Source organism: Rouxiella sp. T17 (assembly GCF_036663475.1).
In the GTDB taxonomy this organism is placed as follows: domain Bacteria; phylum Pseudomonadota; class Gammaproteobacteria; order Enterobacterales; family Enterobacteriaceae; genus Rouxiella.
Window position 1 is genome coordinate 39,639 of the sequence record NZ_JAWUEA010000040.1, and the last position, 16,834, is coordinate 56,472.

At 52.1% G+C, this 16,834-nt stretch carries 13 protein-coding genes; 6 read left to right on the forward strand and 7 right to left on the reverse strand.

Features of this window, described 5'->3' with window-relative positions:
• Positions 1-79: 79 nt before the first annotated feature.
• Positions 80-526 carry a universal stress protein gene (locus SC206_RS17900; RefSeq protein ID WP_332739312.1) on the reverse strand — a complete coding sequence of 149 codons (447 nt, stop codon included), beginning with the start codon at positions 524-526 and terminating at the stop codon, positions 80-82.
• A 46-nt stretch (positions 527-572) separates the two neighbouring features.
• Positions 573-1,352, reverse strand: coding sequence for an IclR family transcriptional regulator (locus tag SC206_RS17905; RefSeq protein WP_332739314.1), 780 nt, complete (start codon positions 1,350-1,352; stop codon positions 573-575).
• 175 nt (positions 1,353-1,527) lie between these two features.
• On the opposite strand from SC206_RS17905, the gene SC206_RS17910 reads away from it, so the two are divergent.
• Together SC206_RS17910 and SC206_RS17915 are read left to right on the forward strand one after the other, a co-directional pair.
• Positions 1,528-3,144, forward strand: coding sequence for an MFS transporter (locus SC206_RS17910; protein ID WP_332739316.1), 1,617 nt, complete (start codon positions 1,528-1,530; stop codon positions 3,142-3,144).
• Between the two features lie 90 nt (positions 3,145-3,234).
• Positions 3,235-4,263 (forward strand): HlyD family secretion protein, encoded by a 1,029-nt coding sequence (locus SC206_RS17915; protein WP_332739318.1) that lies wholly within the window; start codon positions 3,235-3,237, stop codon positions 4,261-4,263.
• Positions 4,264-4,434: 171 nt separating this feature from the next.
• Here the strand turns inward: SC206_RS17915 and mdoC are convergent, their stop codons facing one another.
• Positions 4,435-5,625, reverse strand: coding sequence for a glucans biosynthesis protein MdoC (mdoC, locus tag SC206_RS17920; RefSeq protein WP_332739320.1), 1,191 nt, complete (start codon positions 5,623-5,625; stop codon positions 4,435-4,437).
• Positions 5,626-5,948: 323 nt separating this feature from the next.
• Between mdoC and SC206_RS17925 the strand changes: the two genes are divergently transcribed.
• Positions 5,949-7,484, forward strand: coding sequence for a glucan biosynthesis protein G (locus SC206_RS17925; RefSeq protein WP_332739322.1), 1,536 nt, complete (start codon positions 5,949-5,951; stop codon positions 7,482-7,484).
• On the forward strand, positions 7,477-10,059 hold the full coding sequence (mdoH, locus tag SC206_RS17930; protein ID WP_332739324.1) for a glucans biosynthesis glucosyltransferase MdoH: 2,583 nt from the start codon (positions 7,477-7,479) through the stop codon (positions 10,057-10,059). Before SC206_RS17925 ends, mdoH begins: the two co-directional genes overlap by 8 nt.
• 256 nt (positions 10,060-10,315) lie before the next feature.
• On the opposite strand, the gene opgB is transcribed toward mdoH, so the two are convergent.
• Positions 10,316-12,214, reverse strand: a complete 1,899-nt coding sequence (gene opgB, locus SC206_RS17935; RefSeq protein ID WP_332739326.1) for a phosphatidylglycerol--membrane-oligosaccharide glycerophosphotransferase — start codon at positions 12,212-12,214, stop codon at positions 10,316-10,318.
• A gap of 354 nt (positions 12,215-12,568) precedes the next feature.
• Between opgB and SC206_RS17940 the strand changes: the two genes are divergently transcribed.
• Positions 12,569-12,787 (forward strand): YceK/YidQ family lipoprotein, encoded by a 219-nt coding sequence (locus tag SC206_RS17940; protein ID WP_332739841.1) that lies wholly within the window; start codon positions 12,569-12,571, stop codon positions 12,785-12,787.
• 158 nt (positions 12,788-12,945) lie between these two features.
• Here SC206_RS17940 and SC206_RS17945 read toward each other — a convergent pair whose 3' ends face one another.
• Positions 12,946-13,353: a MysB family protein gene (locus SC206_RS17945; RefSeq protein ID WP_332739328.1), complete on the reverse strand. Its 408-nt coding sequence runs from the start codon at positions 13,351-13,353 to the stop codon at positions 12,946-12,948.
• Between the two features lie 269 nt (positions 13,354-13,622).
• Here SC206_RS17945 and SC206_RS17950 point away from each other — a divergent pair, with 269 nt between their 5' ends.
• Positions 13,623-14,027 (forward strand): hypothetical protein, encoded by a 405-nt coding sequence (locus tag SC206_RS17950; RefSeq protein WP_332739330.1) that lies wholly within the window; start codon positions 13,623-13,625, stop codon positions 14,025-14,027.
• 59 nt (positions 14,028-14,086) lie between these two features.
• On the opposite strand, the gene mdtG is transcribed toward SC206_RS17950, so the two are convergent.
• The gene (gene mdtG / locus SC206_RS17955) at positions 14,087-15,325 is read right to left on the reverse strand and encodes a multidrug efflux MFS transporter MdtG (protein ID WP_332739332.1); all 1,239 of its coding nucleotides are present in this window, start codon (positions 15,323-15,325) and stop codon (positions 14,087-14,089) included.
• A gap of 247 nt (positions 15,326-15,572) precedes the next feature.
• A complete protein-coding gene (locus tag SC206_RS17960; protein ID WP_332739334.1) occupies positions 15,573-16,493 on the reverse strand; it encodes a Kdo(2)-lipid IV(A) acyltransferase in 921 nt (306 codons plus the stop codon).
• Positions 16,494-16,834: the final 341 nt, after the last annotated feature.

Consider the following 16,834-nt stretch of genomic DNA (forward strand, 5'->3'; position numbering starts at 1 on the left):
GCATCCCCAACGTCAATTCTGTACTTTTTAGTGCTTCAACTTAATATATCTTCCTGACTTACTTTTTTTACCCAGCGAGCTAATTGCCTCGCACTTCAACCAGTACCGGACAAGGCGCATTGGCGACCACTTCGGCACTCACCGAACCCTTAAATATCCTGCCAAACGCCGACAGCTGGCGATGCCCCATGACAATCACCGACGCCCCTTTGCTTTTTGCCTCCGACACCAGCGTTTCGCCCGCAGAGCCGACAACCAGATTGCCTTTTGCCTGAATCCCGGCGGCAGAAAGCTGCTGCAACGCTCTGGTAACCACCGCCGTAGCGGAATCCTGTTCGGCAGTAGCCGCCGGATATTCAATCACATCGCCCGGCTGTTCCTGCTGGTTAGCAAAGGCATAAGCCTCATCAACACAACAGGTTACGTAAACGGTTGGCGCGCCGTGCTGGGCAATTTTCGCCGCCAGCGCGACAACCTGCGAGGTTTGGCTGGAGCCATCGACTGCAACAAGAATGACATCAAACATTGGCAATTCCTTTTAAGCGTCATGTTGAAAAGAGGGGAGAACCGAGTTATTTGCTGTTGCCGAGCTTGCCAATCTCGCCGGCCAGCGACTCTTTGCAGCGTAAAATCGCCTGCTGCACGCTGGCCTGTTTGGCGGGATGACGTTCGGTCGGCATCAGTACAGAAATAGAATAGTGTCCCAAAATCGTGTCGATCGCCGTCGCCATCGAGGAGATGCCGAGCACGGTTTCGCCGCTCTCCATCGAAATACCGCTGGATCGCACCTGCGCCACTTTTTTCAGCAGCGCATCGATATCTTTTACCGTGTTTTCCGTGGCGGGCTCGAGCGTATCGCCCACCAGATGGCGAATCTCCTGATCGCTTTTCAGCGAGAGCAGGGCGCGTCCGGCGGAGGTGCTGTAAATCGGCAGATTCAAACCAAATTTCGGCACCACTCGCAGCTCGCGTTCGGCCACAATGTGATGAATATTGGCAATCTGGCGACCACTCGCCCGGCCTAGCGCCACCGTTTCCTGCGTTTCATGGCACAGCTGTTGAAGATAAGGCGAGGCGATAGCGATAACGTCGGTGTGAATAGTAGAAACCAGTCGCAGCAGCATCGGGCCGAGACGCACGCCGCCCGCGCCTTCGGTGCGCACGATGCCTTCTTCCGTCAGCGCCGCGACAATCCGCTGCACCGTCGAACGCGGCAGCTGAACCTCATTGGCGATCGCGCCGAGGCTCAATCCTTCCGGATGACTCCCCAACGCATTCAAAATGGCGGCCGCGCGCGAAATAACCTGAATCCCACCGCTGCGCTCTTCTTCACCCGAAACTTCGTTATTCATAACGTTGATTTATCCCTGATTATCGCTTTCTTGCGCATTGTAACGCCTCACTAAAGTAATCGCACGCTGCCTGAAAAACCAACACTAATCACATTGCAATACAGTGCATCGTATTATAGTATTTGCGCGCTGTACCGTATAGCGGTGCAATGCATCATTATTATAAGAGCAACTTATGACCCAGCAAATTTCTCCAGGCTTGCCTATGGGCGGATCTGTCGCGCCGCCAGTGCCACAACCGTTTACTTTTCGGTTAGTGATGGGGCTGATCGGCATACTTATCGCCTCACTGTGTTCCGGTCTTAACGATCGCGTGACGGATATCGCGCTGGCCGACGTGCGTGGCGCGCTAAATATCAGTAGCGATCCGGGCACGTGGGTGATCGGCGCCTATCAGGCCGCCGAGGTTGCGGCGATGATGCTCGCGCCGTGGTTTGCGATGACGTTTTCACTGCGCCGTTTTGCCATCGCCGTCTCTTTGGGCTTCGCGCTGGTGGCCGTGGTACTGCCGTTTGCGCCAAATATTCCCGTTTTCATCGCCTTGCGCGTAATTCAGGGCATCTTTGGCGGCGCTTTACCGCCGCTGTTAATGACCGCCGCGCTGCGTTTTCTGCCTCCGGCCTTTAAGCTTTACGGCCTGAGTGCCTACGCGCTGACCGCGACCTTTGGCCCGAATATCGCCACCACGCTGGCGGCGTTTTGGACTGACGATGTCGGCTGGCATTGGGTGTTTTGGCAGGTTATTCCGCCGTGTTTGCTTGCCGCGTCGATGATTGGCTACGGAATTCCGCAGGATCCCACCCGTTTCGAGCGTTTCAAACAGATGGATATTTTCGGCATGCTGACCGGCAGCAGCGGCATTGCGCTGCTGGTGTTATCGCTCCAGCAGGGAGAGCGTCTCGACTGGCTGAATTCGCCGCTGATTGTGGTGATGTTGCTATCGTCGATAGCCTTGCTGACCGTTTTTCTGGTCAACGAATGGTCGCATCCGCTGCCGTTATTCAAGTTACAGATGTTGAAACGCCATAATTTAACTCATGGCCTGCTGACGCTGGGCGGGCTGATGATTTTGGTGCTCTCCGGCTCCGCGCTGCCGTCGAGTTATATGGAAGGCGTGCAGGGATTTCGCGCCGTGCAGGTCGGGCCGCTGGCGCTGACCATTGGCCTGCCGCAGCTGATTTTGGCTCCGCTGGTCGCGGCGGTGCTGAATTTTCGTTGGGTTGATAGCCGGCTGATTTTGATTCTTGGATTGGCGCTTATCGGCCTCTCCTGTTACGGCGGCAGTCATCTGACCGAAGGGTGGGCGCGCGAGAATTTTTACACCCTGCAAATGATGCAGGCGTTCGGGCAGCCGATGGCAATTTTGCCCGTGTTGATGGGCGCAACCAGCGTGGTGCAGCCGCCGGAAGGGCCGTTTGCCTCGGCGATGTTTAATACCGTGCGCGGATTAGGCAGCGTAATTGGCACGGCGGTGGTCGGCGAATTCTCGAGCCAGCGCGAACAGTTTCACTCCAGCGTGCTGCTCAATCATGTTGGCAGCGTGAGTTCGCTGCTGTCGCAACCTTACGACGGTGACGGCACCTATCTTGCGCCGCTGAATTCAAACGGATCGGCGGTATCGACGGAGGCCCTCAGCGCCTTTTCGTCGCTGGTTAAACGCCAGGCCACGGTGCTCGGATTGGCAGACAGCTATTTGATGATTATCGACGTAGCGATTGCGTTGGCGTTGCTGACAATATTGCTGCCCAAACGCACTTATCCGCCGCAGTCAGTGGTGAAGAAACCTGACTAATTTACTGATTAAGAAGTCTTATTTGTTGAAGAGACTTATTGCTTTTAAAACTCTTATTTTAAAAAAGTAGAACACGAGAGAATCGAATTTATGTCCAACAAATCCTCATTTCGCTCAATATGGCTGATCGTTATCGTGATTATTGCCTTGTTAATCGTGCTGGGCTGGTATCTGCTGAGTGGCCAAACGTCGCCGACTACCGATGACGCGGTGATCTCCGCCGACTCAACGCTGGTGGCTCCGCGAATTTCCGGCACCATTCAGGACGTGCGGGTCGAAGACAATCAGCAGGTAAAAGCGGGCCAACTGCTGGCGAAAATCGACGACCGCGATTACGTCAATTCGGTGCATACGGCGCAGGCCGCGCTGGAAACCGCGCAGGCGCAGATGCAAAGTTTGCAGGCGCAAATTGCCAAACAGCAGCCGACGATTGAACAGGCGCGCGCCATGGTTCAGGCCGATTCCGCCGCGCTGGTCTACGCCCGCAAGAGCGCCGAGCGCTACAAAAGTCTGGCGCAGAATGGCTCCAGCTCGCTGGATTTACGTGACGATTCCGATGCCAATTATCGCCAGAAGCTGGCGAGCCAGCAGAGTGACATTGCCGCCGTTCATGCCGCCGAAAAGCAGCTGGACGTACTGAATGCCGAGCAGGCAGAGGCCAAGGCCGCGATTGATTCCGCCGCCACGGCGCTTGAGCAGGCAAAACTTAATCTTTCTTATACCGAAATCAAGGCGCCGATTGATGGCATGGTTGGCGTGCGCTCACTTCGAGTTGGTGCGTACGTCAGTGCCGGAACGCGCGTACTGGCGCTGGTGCCGATTAATAAAGCCTACGTGGTGGCCAATTATCTCGAAACCCAGCTGGCACATGTTCAACCTAATCAAACGGTGAGCATCAAAGTCGATGCGCTTCCGGATGTTACGTTGCAGGGCAGGGTGGACAGCGTCGCGCCAGCTACCGGCGTTACTTTTTCGCCGATTACGCCTGATAACGCCACCGGCAATTACACCAAAGTGACGCAGCGTTTGGCGGTGAAGATTTTACTCGATGCCAATCAGCCGGATTTGGCGCGACTACGCGTGGGAATGTCGGTCGTGCCGACCATCAATATTCATTAATTATTCTGCTTTCCTGTTTTCGGATTGTCAGCATAAGCAACCAGAAAGCAGAAACCAGAAAGCAGGCAGCAAAAAGGGCGCTAATCCGTCGGGTCATCTTTTCCCGCGGGTTAACGCCCTTTTTAGTTTTATTGCCTAACGCGTAATCCGTAGATTGAGCTAAAGATTATCCTATTTGGCCTGCTGTGGTCGTTCATTGGCGACCGCGTCCAGCTCTTTATCTTTCTGCACAAACTGCCATTTGCCCGAGAACAGGAAGCGCAACAGCGGAATACGTTTATGCACCTCGTACAGCACAAAGGCGATACCAAAGACAAACACCAGTCCCAGCCAGAATCCAACCCAGTCGCTTTTAATCAGTGGCGTGATAAATGCCCCATAAATCAACGTCAATGGGTGGTGGATCAGGTAAACAAACAGCGATGCATTAACCAGATAAGTCACAAACGGCGACTGGAAATTCAGCACGTAGTGGCTGAAAGAGAACACCACGTTCACCATCAAAATACCTAGCAGACTGGTGATGATGGCATCCAGCTCCATCGAGTAGAGCTGTGGCGTATTAATGTGCTGGTTAATCATGTAAGCCGCAAACAGGGGAATACACAGCAAACAGTTGGTGACCGACGATTTTAAAAACACTTTTTTCAGGTTGGCGAATTTAAAGGCGCAGGCACCAATAAAGAAAAAGGGCAGATAAAATAAAGTCTGCATCACAATAAAGTTGAATGCGCCATTGCCGAGTAAATCAGGTGCAAAAAGATACAGTGCGCGATTGAATGCGGCATAAATTAATCCGAAGAACAAAAACAGCACGGTAATTTTGCCCATTGAATCGGCTTCACTAATTATTTTTAAAATACGACTATTCTTATTCTCTTTTAACGCGCGGAATAAATAGAAGGAAACGCTGGTTAATATTACCAGCGTCAGCAGGAACCATAAATGCGACACTAATTCCCAGACGGTAATATTTACTTTCTGGTAAAGGTCCATGTTACTCCAGTCGGCAAACTTGTCGGTGAAGTAATAAAGGAAAGCCAGCTGAGGAATAGTGATCAGCGGGAACGCCGCAGCCAGCGGAATCGCCACCCGCTCAAGGCGCACTTTCAGCCACTTCTGCCGCTCGTACCGCTCAAACAGCATGTAGGAGAAGTAGCCGGAAATGACAAAGAACACCTGCATACGGAAGGCGTGAATGGTGTCGTTGAATATTGTTAAGCCTTCGGACGGCGTCACGCTATTGACCGCCCAGATGTGGCTGGAATAAATCAACGAGATATGAAATGGAATACCGAGCAGCATCAAATAAGCCCGGATTGAGTCCAAAAAAAACTCTCTTGGCGGACGTTGTGTTTGCATGAAGTTTCATTTCAGGAAAAGTTTAGTTAAAAAATAGTCTACTTTATAATTAATTTGGCTGCTGTTAAGAAATGTCTGCTTTTTGTAAAGCTATAGTGCCCATAGGGTCTTGATTCAGGCTAGACTCAGATAACTTTCCATAGCGGGACTTTCGGCAAATTGTTATCCTTGCTTAACTATGTGCTTAAACGGTTCATCAACGTGATGGACCAATCATCTCTCATGTTGTCGGATTTCCGACTATTCCTTAAAATGGAGCCATTGAGTTAAGCGCATTTAAAGGAGGGGACGTGCCGGGTAAAAATTTTTCCAAAGGGCCAGATATGACTAAAGTCCGTTTGCTGAGTGCTGCAGTGTTGATGACCTTGTTCTCATCATCTGCCTTTGCTTTTTCAATTGATGATGTTGCCAAGCAGGCGAAAGCGCTGGCTGATAAAGGTTACGAAGCACCAAAAAGTAATCTGCCATCTCAATTCCGCGACATGAAATTTGCGGACTACCAACAAATTCAATTCAACCATGATAAAGCGTATTGGAATAATCTAAACACGCCGTTCAAGCTTGAGTTTTATCACCAAGGCATGTATTTCGACACGCCGGTCAAAATTAATGAAGTGACCGCCAACAGTGTCAAAGAGATCAAATACAATCCTGACCTGTTTAATTTCGGTAACGTGAAACACGACGCCGATTCGGTTAAAAATCTCGGCTTTGCCGGTTTCAAAGTCCTTTATCCAATTAACAAAGCCGATAAAGACGATGAGATCATGAGCCTGCTGGGCGCGAGCTATTTCCGTCTGATTGGTAAAGGTCAGGTTTACGGCCTGTCGGCGCGTGGCTTGGCTATCGATACCGCGCTCTCCTCTGGCGAAGAGTTCCCGCGTTTCCGCGAATTCTGGATTGAACGCCCTAATCCTGATGAAAAACATTTAGTTATTTACGCCTTGCTGGATTCGCCGCGTGCAACCGGTGCCTATCGTCTCGACGTTTATCCTGGCAAAGAAGCCAGCGTAGACATTCAGGCGAAAGTCTTCCTGCGCGATAAAGTGGGCAAACTGGGTCTGGCGCCGCTGACCAGTATGTTCCTGTTTGGTCAGAATCAGCCTTCGCAGGTGATGAATTTCCGTCCTTCGCTGCATGATTCCGACGGTCTGTCTATTCACGCCGGAAACGGTGAGTGGATTTGGCGTCCGCTGAACAATCCTCGTCACCTGTCGGTTAGCCAGTTCTCGATGGAAAACCCGAAAGGTTTTGGCCTGCTGCAACGGGGTCGTAACTTCTCCGAATACGAAGATCTAGACGATCGCTACGATCTGCGCCCAAGCGCGTGGGTAGAGCCGAAAGGGGATTGGGGTAAAGGTAAAGTCGAGCTGGTAGAAATTCCAACTGCCGATGAAACCAACGACAATATCGTTGCCTTCTGGACGCCGGATCAACTCCCAGCGGCCGGTACGCCTATCGATATTAACTATCGCGTTCACTTCACCCGTGATGAAGACAAGCTGCACTCGCCTGACTCGTCTTGGGTGGCGCAAACTATGCGTTCAGCCGGTGACGTGAAACAGTCCAATCTGGTGCGCGAGCAGGATGGCAGCGTGGCTTACGTGGTTGACTTCGTCGGCCCGGCCCTGAAATCCCTCAAGCCCGACACGCCGGTCGCGTCTCAGGTCAGCATGGGCGACAACGCCGATCTGCTTGAAAACAATGTCCGCTATAATTCAGTCACCAAGGGCTGGCGTTTAACGCTGCGTCTGAAAGTGAAGGATCCGAAGAAGCCGGTTGAAATGCGCGCTTCTCTGGTTAATGGCGACAAATCGCTGAGCGAAACCTGGAGCAACCAGTTACCTGCCAATGAATAAGACAACGCACTCTACTCAAGAGTACGTAGAAGCATTGCCCCTGACTGAGACTCAGAAAGGGGACCTTACTCAGCAGCTTCCGGCTGCTGATGAGCTTGCTTTCACGTCTCTACATCATCGCCTCGGCGGTGATCCCGTGACGGTCATTGAAACGGCAGACGCGCAGGCTCCGCTTGCGTCTGTTCGCGCACGTATTGGCGAAGGCTGGCCCGATGCCGAACAGCACGGCACCTTGGCCGACGTCGATAACGAAGGGCGCGCCGTGGTTAAAGCGATGCCGCCAATCAAACGTTCCAGCATGTTCCCTGAAATCTGGCGCACCAACCCGGTGGGCCGTTTTTGGGATTCTCTGATGGGACGCAGCGCAATCGCGCGCCGTTACACCTCTTCACAGATGCCTGAATCCGAGAAGAGATGGCGCGCCGCCGGTTCGATTCGTCGTTATATCCTGTTGGCGCTGATGCTGGTGCAAACCGCCATCGCCACCTGGTATATGAAAACTATTCTGCCGTATCAGGGCTGGGCGTTGATCGACCCGTCCGACATGCTGAATCAGGACCTGCTGCAATCCGTGCTGCAACTGCTGCCTTACGTGTTGCAGACCGGCATTCTGATCCTGTTTGCGATTCTGTTCTGTTGGGTCTCGGCCGGTTTCTGGACCGCGCTGATGGGCTTCCTGCAGCTGATGATCGGCCGTGACAAGTACAGCATCACGGCGTCGACCACCGGTTTGGAGCCGCTGAACAAGAACAACCGTACCGCGCTTATCATGCCGATTTGTAACGAAGACGTTGAACGCGTATTTGCGGGTTTACGTGCTACGTATGAATCAGTAAAAGCTACGGGCGATCTGGATCAGTTCGACATTTACGTGCTGAGCGACAGCTACGACCCTGATATTTGTGTCGCCGAGCAAAAAGCGTGGATGGAAGTCTGCCGCGATGTCGACGGCCATGGCCGTATCTTCTATCGTCGCCGTCGCCGTCGCGTAAAACGTAAGAGCGGCAACATCGATGACTGGTGTCGTCGTTGGGGTGGGGAATACGCCTACATGGTGATTCTCGACGCCGACAGCGTCATGAGCGGCGAATGTTTGACCGGTCTTGCGCGCCTGATGGATGCCAACCCGAACGCCGGTATTATCCAGTCTGCGCCAAAAGCGTCGGGCATGGACACCCTTTACGCACGCTGCCAGCAGTTTGCGACCCGCGTTTATGGTCCGCTTTTTACCGCCGGTCTGCACTTCTGGCAGCTAGGTGAATCGCACTATTGGGGCCACAACGCCATTATCCGCGTGAAGCCGTTTATCGAGCACTGTGCCCTGGCACCGTTGCCGGGTGAAGGCTCCTTTGCAGGCTCGATTCTGTCGCACGACTTCGTTGAAGCCGCGTTGATGCGTCGTGCCGGCTGGGGCGTGTGGATTGCCTATGACTTGCCGGGCAGTTATGAAGAGTTACCGCCAAACCTGCTCGACGAGCTGAAACGCGACCGTCGCTGGTGTCACGGTAACCTGATGAACTTCCGCCTGTTCCTGGTGAAAGGTATGCACCCGGTTCACCGCGCGGTGTTCCTGACCGGCGTGATGTCTTATCTCTCTGCGCCGCTGTGGTTTATGTTCCTGGCGTTGTCTACCGCGCTTCAGGTCGTGCATACCCTGATGGAACCGCAGTACTTCCTGCAACCGAGGCAGCTGTTCCCGGTGTGGCCGCAGTGGCGTCCAGAGTTGGCGATTGCGCTGTTCTCTACCACCATGGTGCTGCTGTTCCTGCCGAAACTGCTGAGCGTAGTGCTGATTTGGGCCAAAGGCGCGAAAGAGTACGGCGGCGCAATCCGTCTGCTGCTCTCTATGCTGCTGGAAATGCTCTTCTCCGTGCTGCTCGCACCGGTTCGCATGCTGTTCCACACCGTGTTCGTGGTCAGTGCGTTCCTCGGCTGGGAAGTGGTCTGGAATTCGCCGCAGCGTGACGACGATGACACCCCTTGGGGCGAAGCCTTCAAACGTCACGGCTCGCAGCTGCTGCTGGGTCTGGTTTGGGCAAGCGGCATGGCGTGGCTTGATCTGCGTTTCCTGTGGTGGCTCGCGCCGATCGTCTTCTCATTGATCCTCTCGCCAATCGTGTCGGTGCTCTCTAGCCGCGCAACGCTAGGTATCAAGAGCAAGCGCGCCAAGCTGTTCCTGATCCCGGAAGAGTATCAGCCGCCGCGCGAGCTGGTGGCGACAGAAGAGTACTTGCAGCTGAATCGTGAGCGGATGTTGAAAAACGGCTTTATGCACGCGGTGTTTAACCCGACCTTCAATGCGTTGGCAACGGGCATGGCGACTTCTCGTCACCTGCTGCGCGGCACCATTGAAAATGGCCGTCAGCAGATGCTTGAAAAAGCGCTGCAAAGCGGGCCGAAAGGGCTGGGTAAAGCCGACCGTCTGATTCTGTTGAGCGATCCGGTTATCATGGCCCGACTGCATACCGCCGTCTGGACTCAGCCTGAGCTTAAGGAATGGAAAGAGTATTACGCAGAGTTGCCGCGCAATGCAGAAGCCTTCCCAGAGACGCAAACGCTGGGCGTGAAAGCGTGATTCGACATTCATTACGTTGAAATGATAGCCATTACGTTGAAACGATAGCCATTACGTTGAAACGACAACCATGACGTTGAAACGTAGCCGTTAACGCTAAGTATTAAACGTAAGAGAATCATCGAGTAAACAATAAAAAAGGGCAGGTCGCATTACGCAACCTGCCCTTTTTATTTTCGTTTCGTCATCCTATAACCCATAACGATAACCAACCTGAGTTAATGTACTGTCTACGAGTTAATAAACTGTCTAAACGTTAATGCACCGTCGAGTTATTGGCCGGGGTTAAATCTTTAACGGCACTCAGCTTCTCAACCGTCGCGTGGAAGGTATCTTCGTCGAGCGTAGGCAACCCGTCAAACACCACCTTGCCGCGATACAGGTCGCGATCGGCTTCAACAATGTGCGGCTTGGTATTAAGGCTTCCGCTGGCGATACACACGTTGTTGACCTGTTTCAGCGCAGGGTCCCAGATATCCCCCATTTTGCTACAGTTATCGACCCAGACAAATTTCTGGTCAGCATCCAGCGTCGAGAGCTGTTTTTCAAGCGGATCAGACATATACACGTCAAACATCGGATCAATTCTGCCGTCGCTCACCCGAAGTATTAGCGGGAATTTAAACGACACGCCCGAGAAGGTCATCATTTTAGAGTCGGTGTGCAGCACGTAATCAGAAATGCTTTTCGGGAAATCCCACATTTTGATGATGGCCGGTTTCCAGCGCAGCGTGTGTTTACGGATGTCGCGATAATTATTAGCCAGTGATTCGCTGGTCAGCGAGCTACGACCCAAGCCGATAAAGTTGTCACCGCCAAGCGCATCCAGCACCGTCGCGCCGTTGTCGAGCGTGGTGCGTTTCTGGTCGATCACCTGATTATTATCACCCGTGCCGCGCAGCATGAAGAACAAGTCGCGACGTTCCTGCTTGGTCAAAATCGAGTAGGCGGTGTTATTCATTGCCAGATGATCGGAAGAGACAACGATGACCGTATTTTTGAAATAAGGTGACGCCTTAATCTTGTTAATCAGCTTGGCAACCTGTTCCTGACTGCATGCTACGGCGCTAAGCGACTGATTCGGCTTGTTGTTGTACGAATAGCTGTTGCGTTTGCAGGTGGCATCGATAAAGCCGTCAGGATGATGAGTGTCGACGGTCAATGCGAACAATGAAAACGGCTTGCCTTCTTTCGAAAGCGCAACAAACTTGTCGTAAACGAAATCGAGCGTCGTGTCGTCATACCAGCCCCAACCATTTTTATAGTTAGGATCTTTAACGTCAGGTTTAAGTTCGTAATAACCATAAAGATTATCAATACCGTGCGATTTCAGCAGCAGCTCTTTACCAGCGAAGGCCAGATTCGCGCCCTGATAGAAATAGTTGGTGTAACCCGATTTCTTAAGGATATCGCCGAGGCACACGCTGTGCGGATAGAAGGTCGACAGCGAGCTTGAGGCATTGCTGTCAAAAGGCGCGAACAGCGGGATGCCACACAGCGCAGAGACCATGCCCGACACGGTATTTTCCGCCCCCGGAATTTGCACCGTATTGCTGAAATCGATCGACTCTTTTTTGATGGCGCCAAGCTCCGGCGTCAACTCGGGAAAGACCTGATTATCGAAATAGGTGCGCTCAAGACTTTCGCCAAAAATATAGACCAGATTCGGCTTGTTGCCGGTAATCAGCTTGGTAGGCTGTTGATAATTTTCATTAAAGTCAGACTTGTCATCACCGAATTGCGAGGTGGTCAGGCTGACCAGCTGTGCCGTCGCCGGGGCAGTCCCAATCGCCAATAGCGCAAAAAGCAGCGCCATATAGTTGTAGGTTATGCTGCGATTGCTGTTTTTATTGTGGACGATGAGCCATGCCAGCAGGCCAAACACCAGTAAGATAAACGCAAACAGTCCGACCGCAGGCAGCACGTATTTGCCCATGTCCGCGCCGGTCAGGCTGCTGGTGATGGTAAACAGTACCTCGTCGTTAAGACCTTCGCCGGTAAAGTAGTTACTGGCGGTCCAGATTGCGCTGAGCAGCAGGAAAAGTGCCGACAACAGCAGAATCAGAGAAATCCAGAAGGAGTTTCGTTTCGCTTTTAAAGCACAAAGGATAATCGAGGTAATGAAGAACAAAACGGAAAGCAATTCTGGGGCCATACAAATTCCTAAGGTATAAGAGTGACCGAATGCGTCGTAACGTCATGAATACAAAGCATCTTTTTTTTAAAAAGATGATTGCGACCATTTTTCCCGCTCGGCTTATTTTAATATTTATTTAATAAACAGTTCATATACGGCACTGAGGGTCAGTATTTTATAGTGCATAAAGTCGGAAAGCACGAACAAGTGAGGGCTGTCCTTTACATTAGCTTAACGTTGGGCGAAAGGGCAGCTATGGTAAGCTTTATGTGATGAGCAGCAATAATGAGGATGGGCGGCGTGGATTTCCAACGCATGACTTTTATACGAAAAGCTTTCAAAGCAGTCAGCAAAGCACGATTGGCGAAAGCGATGATTGCGGGAGTGGCGATAGTCACTCTGTCGGGCTGTGGCAGCATTATTAGCCGCACGGTGCCGGGGCAGGGCCACAGTAATCAATATTATCCGGGCGTGCAGTGGGATTTGCGCGATGGGCCGTGGCGCTATGTAACGGTTATTGACGTGCCGCTATCGATGATTGTCGATACCTTTATGCTGCCGATTGACGCCCGTCACGGACCCTATCAGTGATTTTCGAAACTTTATCAATTATTTTCGAAACTCCATCAGTTATTTTCGCAACCCTATCAGTGATTTTCGCAAAAAGTGTGAAGCGATAACGCCAATAAAAAGTCAGGCGACGTGCGCCCGACTTTTTATTGGTTTAGATCTAATAGCTTGCGGGAAAATTATTCGTCGTCACGGCCTGGATACGGGTCTTCATCATCCCACTCTTCCGCCGCCGCAGCGCCTTCTTCAGTATCGAGAGGCGGCTGGAGCTGATATTCGCCCTCATCCCATTCGTAAAGCGTATTTTCGTCTTGCCACTCTTCCAGCAATTCTTGTTTATCGAAGTCTTCATCGAAAATAGCCTGCGCCGCTTCGCCACTCAGGAAGCTTAACCCTTCGGTTTCTTCACCCTCGTTGGCGCCGAACTCGGCTTCCCACATGATGTCGCCATCCTGCATGATGTACTTTTGCAGATTAAATTGGCTAACCGACGGGGTTTCATCGTTATCCACCACTTCGGTATTTTGTTCAAGAAACTCTTCGCGGGCTGCGTCAATAGCCTCTTCCAGCGTTGCATAAAGTGACATAATTCCTCCATTTGCACAGATTTGCAGTGATGTAGCAAATCATAGTAGAAGATTTGGCTGTCAAGCGAGGGAGGGGCAAAAAAAATCGCCGACTTTAGGAAAACCCTTATCCGTTCAGGGAAATAGGCCGTTTTTTAGCGCGATTTTGTCAATCATATTCAGCATTGCAAAGGGGACGAGACGATAGGGTAAAGGTTTCGCAAACGGGGTTTATTCGCGCAGGGCTGTGGTTCAAAGTGCCTTCATCTTCATTCGAAAAGGCCATTATCATGAACACGTCTCTGCGTACTCTTCTTCTTCCACTGTGCGGTCTTGCTGCTTTAATGAGTGTCGGTAGCCAGGCGGCAGAATCAACACAAAAAACTCCGCAAAATGCGCCGCCGAGCTCGTCTCGCGAAATGCCGCCGTTCCACGGCGAAGGCGAAGGCATGCCGCACTTTCCACCAATGGGCATGATGATGCCACCCCCGCCAATGCACGCATTTTGTCACGGAGGTGAGCTGTTCTGTGCATCTGTTGCCAGCGATAATCCGACCGATACGTTACAAAAACTCAACGGCGTAATTCCGGCAGCGACGGCGGGCAAACATTACGAGGTTCGCGTTTCCGTGGTCGAAGTGCCTGATTTCCAGCATCACGGCCCGCACGACGGACAACCGGAAGAGAAGAAGTAAGCGTTTTTCTACGCTAAAAATGAACGGGAAATGATCATCAGCGTCGTCTGCAGGGCCGGTTACTCGACCATTGCCTGACGTGGCCGGCGCTGCAAACTCCAGTAAGAATAAAAAGCATTGAATAACACGACGCAGGCCGTCACGCAGAACACCGCCCGAAAACCATAACCCGCCGACACCGACGCGCCAAGCAGCGGACCCGTCACGTTGCCGACATCGCGAAACGACTGATTGTAGCTAAATACTCGCCCCGCAACCTGATTGGTACAGTTATAGATAAGCAAGGTTTGCACGGCCGGTAACAGCGCGCCGTCGGCTGCCCCGAGCAGGAAACGCAGAATGCCGAGCTGCCACGGATTTTGCACAAACGCCATCGGGATCAGCAGCAGCACCGACACGCCCAGCATCGCCACTAAAATTCGCTCCGGCCCGATCCGGTCTCCTAATTTGCCAAGCCGCGGCGCACTAATCAGTGCAGCGACCCCCGGCACCGAGGCAATCATCCCGCTGATAAAGGCCAGGCTTTGCGTGTGTCCGGCCAGTTCGCGCACGTAAAGCGTCAAAATCGGCGCTATCGAACCTGTCGCGACCTGAATAATCATGGTGGTAATAAAGAGGCAGAGCACCAGTTTCGGATCTTTCAGCGAAGCAAAAACCTGCTTGCGATTGAGCATGTCTTTTTTGTTCACCGGCACAAACTGCTCGCGGATCATGTACAGCGTCATCAGGAAGCAGACAAACAGCACGGCGGCGGTAATAAAGAACACGGGGCGCAGGCCGTAGCTGTCGGCGAGAATACCGCCCACCAGCGGGCCGATTAGCGCGCCGCTGACGGCACCGGTCGAGAGCGTTCCCAGCGCCCAGCCGCTTTTATTTCGCGGAATTTGGGTAGCGATCAGCGCATTGGCATTCGGCACAAATCCGCCGAGCAGGCCAAGCAACGCGCGCAGGATAAGGAACTGCCAGATATTTTGCGCCAGGCCCATCAGCACCATCACGACAGCCATGCCAAGCGCGGAACGCAGCAGCATAAGCTTTCGCCCTTTGCGATCGGCAAGGCCGCCCCAGAACGGTGACGCAATAGCTGAGAACAGGAAGGTGATACTGAAAACCAGTCCGGACCACATGTTGAGGGATTCGTGGCCGGTAACGCCGAGCGTTTCTATATAAAGAGGCAGGAAGGGCATGATAAGACTGAAAGCGGCACCGGTAAGAAAGCAGCCGATCCAGGCGACAAAAAGATTACGCTTCCAGTTGATAGGCGCTGGTGCTTGATCCGATGCGGGTTCCGAGGTCATAAATTACCAATGAGTGAGGTCCATTTACTCTGCAAAAAGGGCAGAACAGAGCGCCACAAGTGTTGATTAGCGTAATAATTATGCGCCGAATTATTACCCACTTCAATCAAGAGGCTAAATTATTAACAAAATTTAAGGAGAGTAAGGAGGGGATTCTTTAGCAAAGTATCAGAAAGGAGGAAAACAATTTTCGGAAAGGGAAATGCAGAAAAAAACCCGCCATCGGCAGGTTTTGTTTTCAAAAAAGCTAGTAGAGCGAAGGTTCACCCTTTGGACGGGTTTTGAACCGGCGATGCAGCCACATGTATTGCTCCGGCGCGAGTTTGATTTCATCCTCGACGACCTTGTTCATGTAGGTTGCGGCCACCACTTCATCTTCCAGCGGGAAGTTTTCAACCGCCGGATGCAGTAACAGCTCGTAGCCTTTACCCCCCGGCAAACGACGCGGGGTAAACGGAATTATCGCCGGTTTACCCATCCGCGCGAGCAGGTACGTGCCTGTAGTCGTTGCGGCTTTATCGACGGCAAAGAAGGGCACAAACACGCTGGCACGCGGGCCGTAATCATGATCCGGCGCATACCAGATAATGTCGCCCTGTTTCAGGCTGCGAATCATCCCTTTAAGGTCTTTGCGATCCAGCATCGCCTTGTTCGAGCGCATACGGCCTTTGGTCTGCACCCAATCCATTAGTTTATTGTCATGCGGACGATAAACACCAATGCCCGGGTTATGAATGCCGAAGATTCGCGCGCCAAGTTCCAGCGTCAGGAAGTGTACGCCAATCAGCAAAACGCCCTGCTGGTTATCACGCGCCTGCTGAATGTGCTCAAGGCCGCTGACTTTAAACCAGCGCTCGATCCGCCAGTCGGGCCAAAACCACGCCATGCCGGTTTCAAATAGCCCCATGCCAACGGATTCAAAATTCTTGAGAACAAGCTGGTCGCGCTGGTTTTGCGGCATATCCGGAAAGCAAAGTTCCAGATTTCGCTGCGCAATACGACTGCGGCGTTTCAGAAAACGCATGGAAAAACGGCCAATGCCGCAACCTAGGCGATAAATCATGGGATAAGGTAACAGCACCAGCAAATACAATAGCCCCAGCCCCATCCAGGTAGGCCAGTAACGAGGATGCAATAACGAACGGTTAAAGGTTGGAACCTGAGTCATAAAATCTCTGCGTCATCAGTATTGAAGTAAGAAAATATAAGCTCTTTTCAGAAGGTATTCGGCAACGCGGTTCTGAAAACTACCGCCTGTTAGTTGCCCGCCTTCTGCTAGCAGCCCGCCGGAGAAAGTGTCTGATGCTCTGAATTATCGTTTTTACAACAAATGAAGAGTTACAGGGGTTAATGGTTTCCGGCAAAGACGCATATTGTGACATTTTTTTTAAACAAGGTGAAAACCGACGGCATTAAAACCTCATTTATCAGGAGTTAGGTCACGAAAATGGCGTATAACGTTTAAAATTCACCCTAAAAGTTGAGATCTCATTAGCTTGATTAACCTTT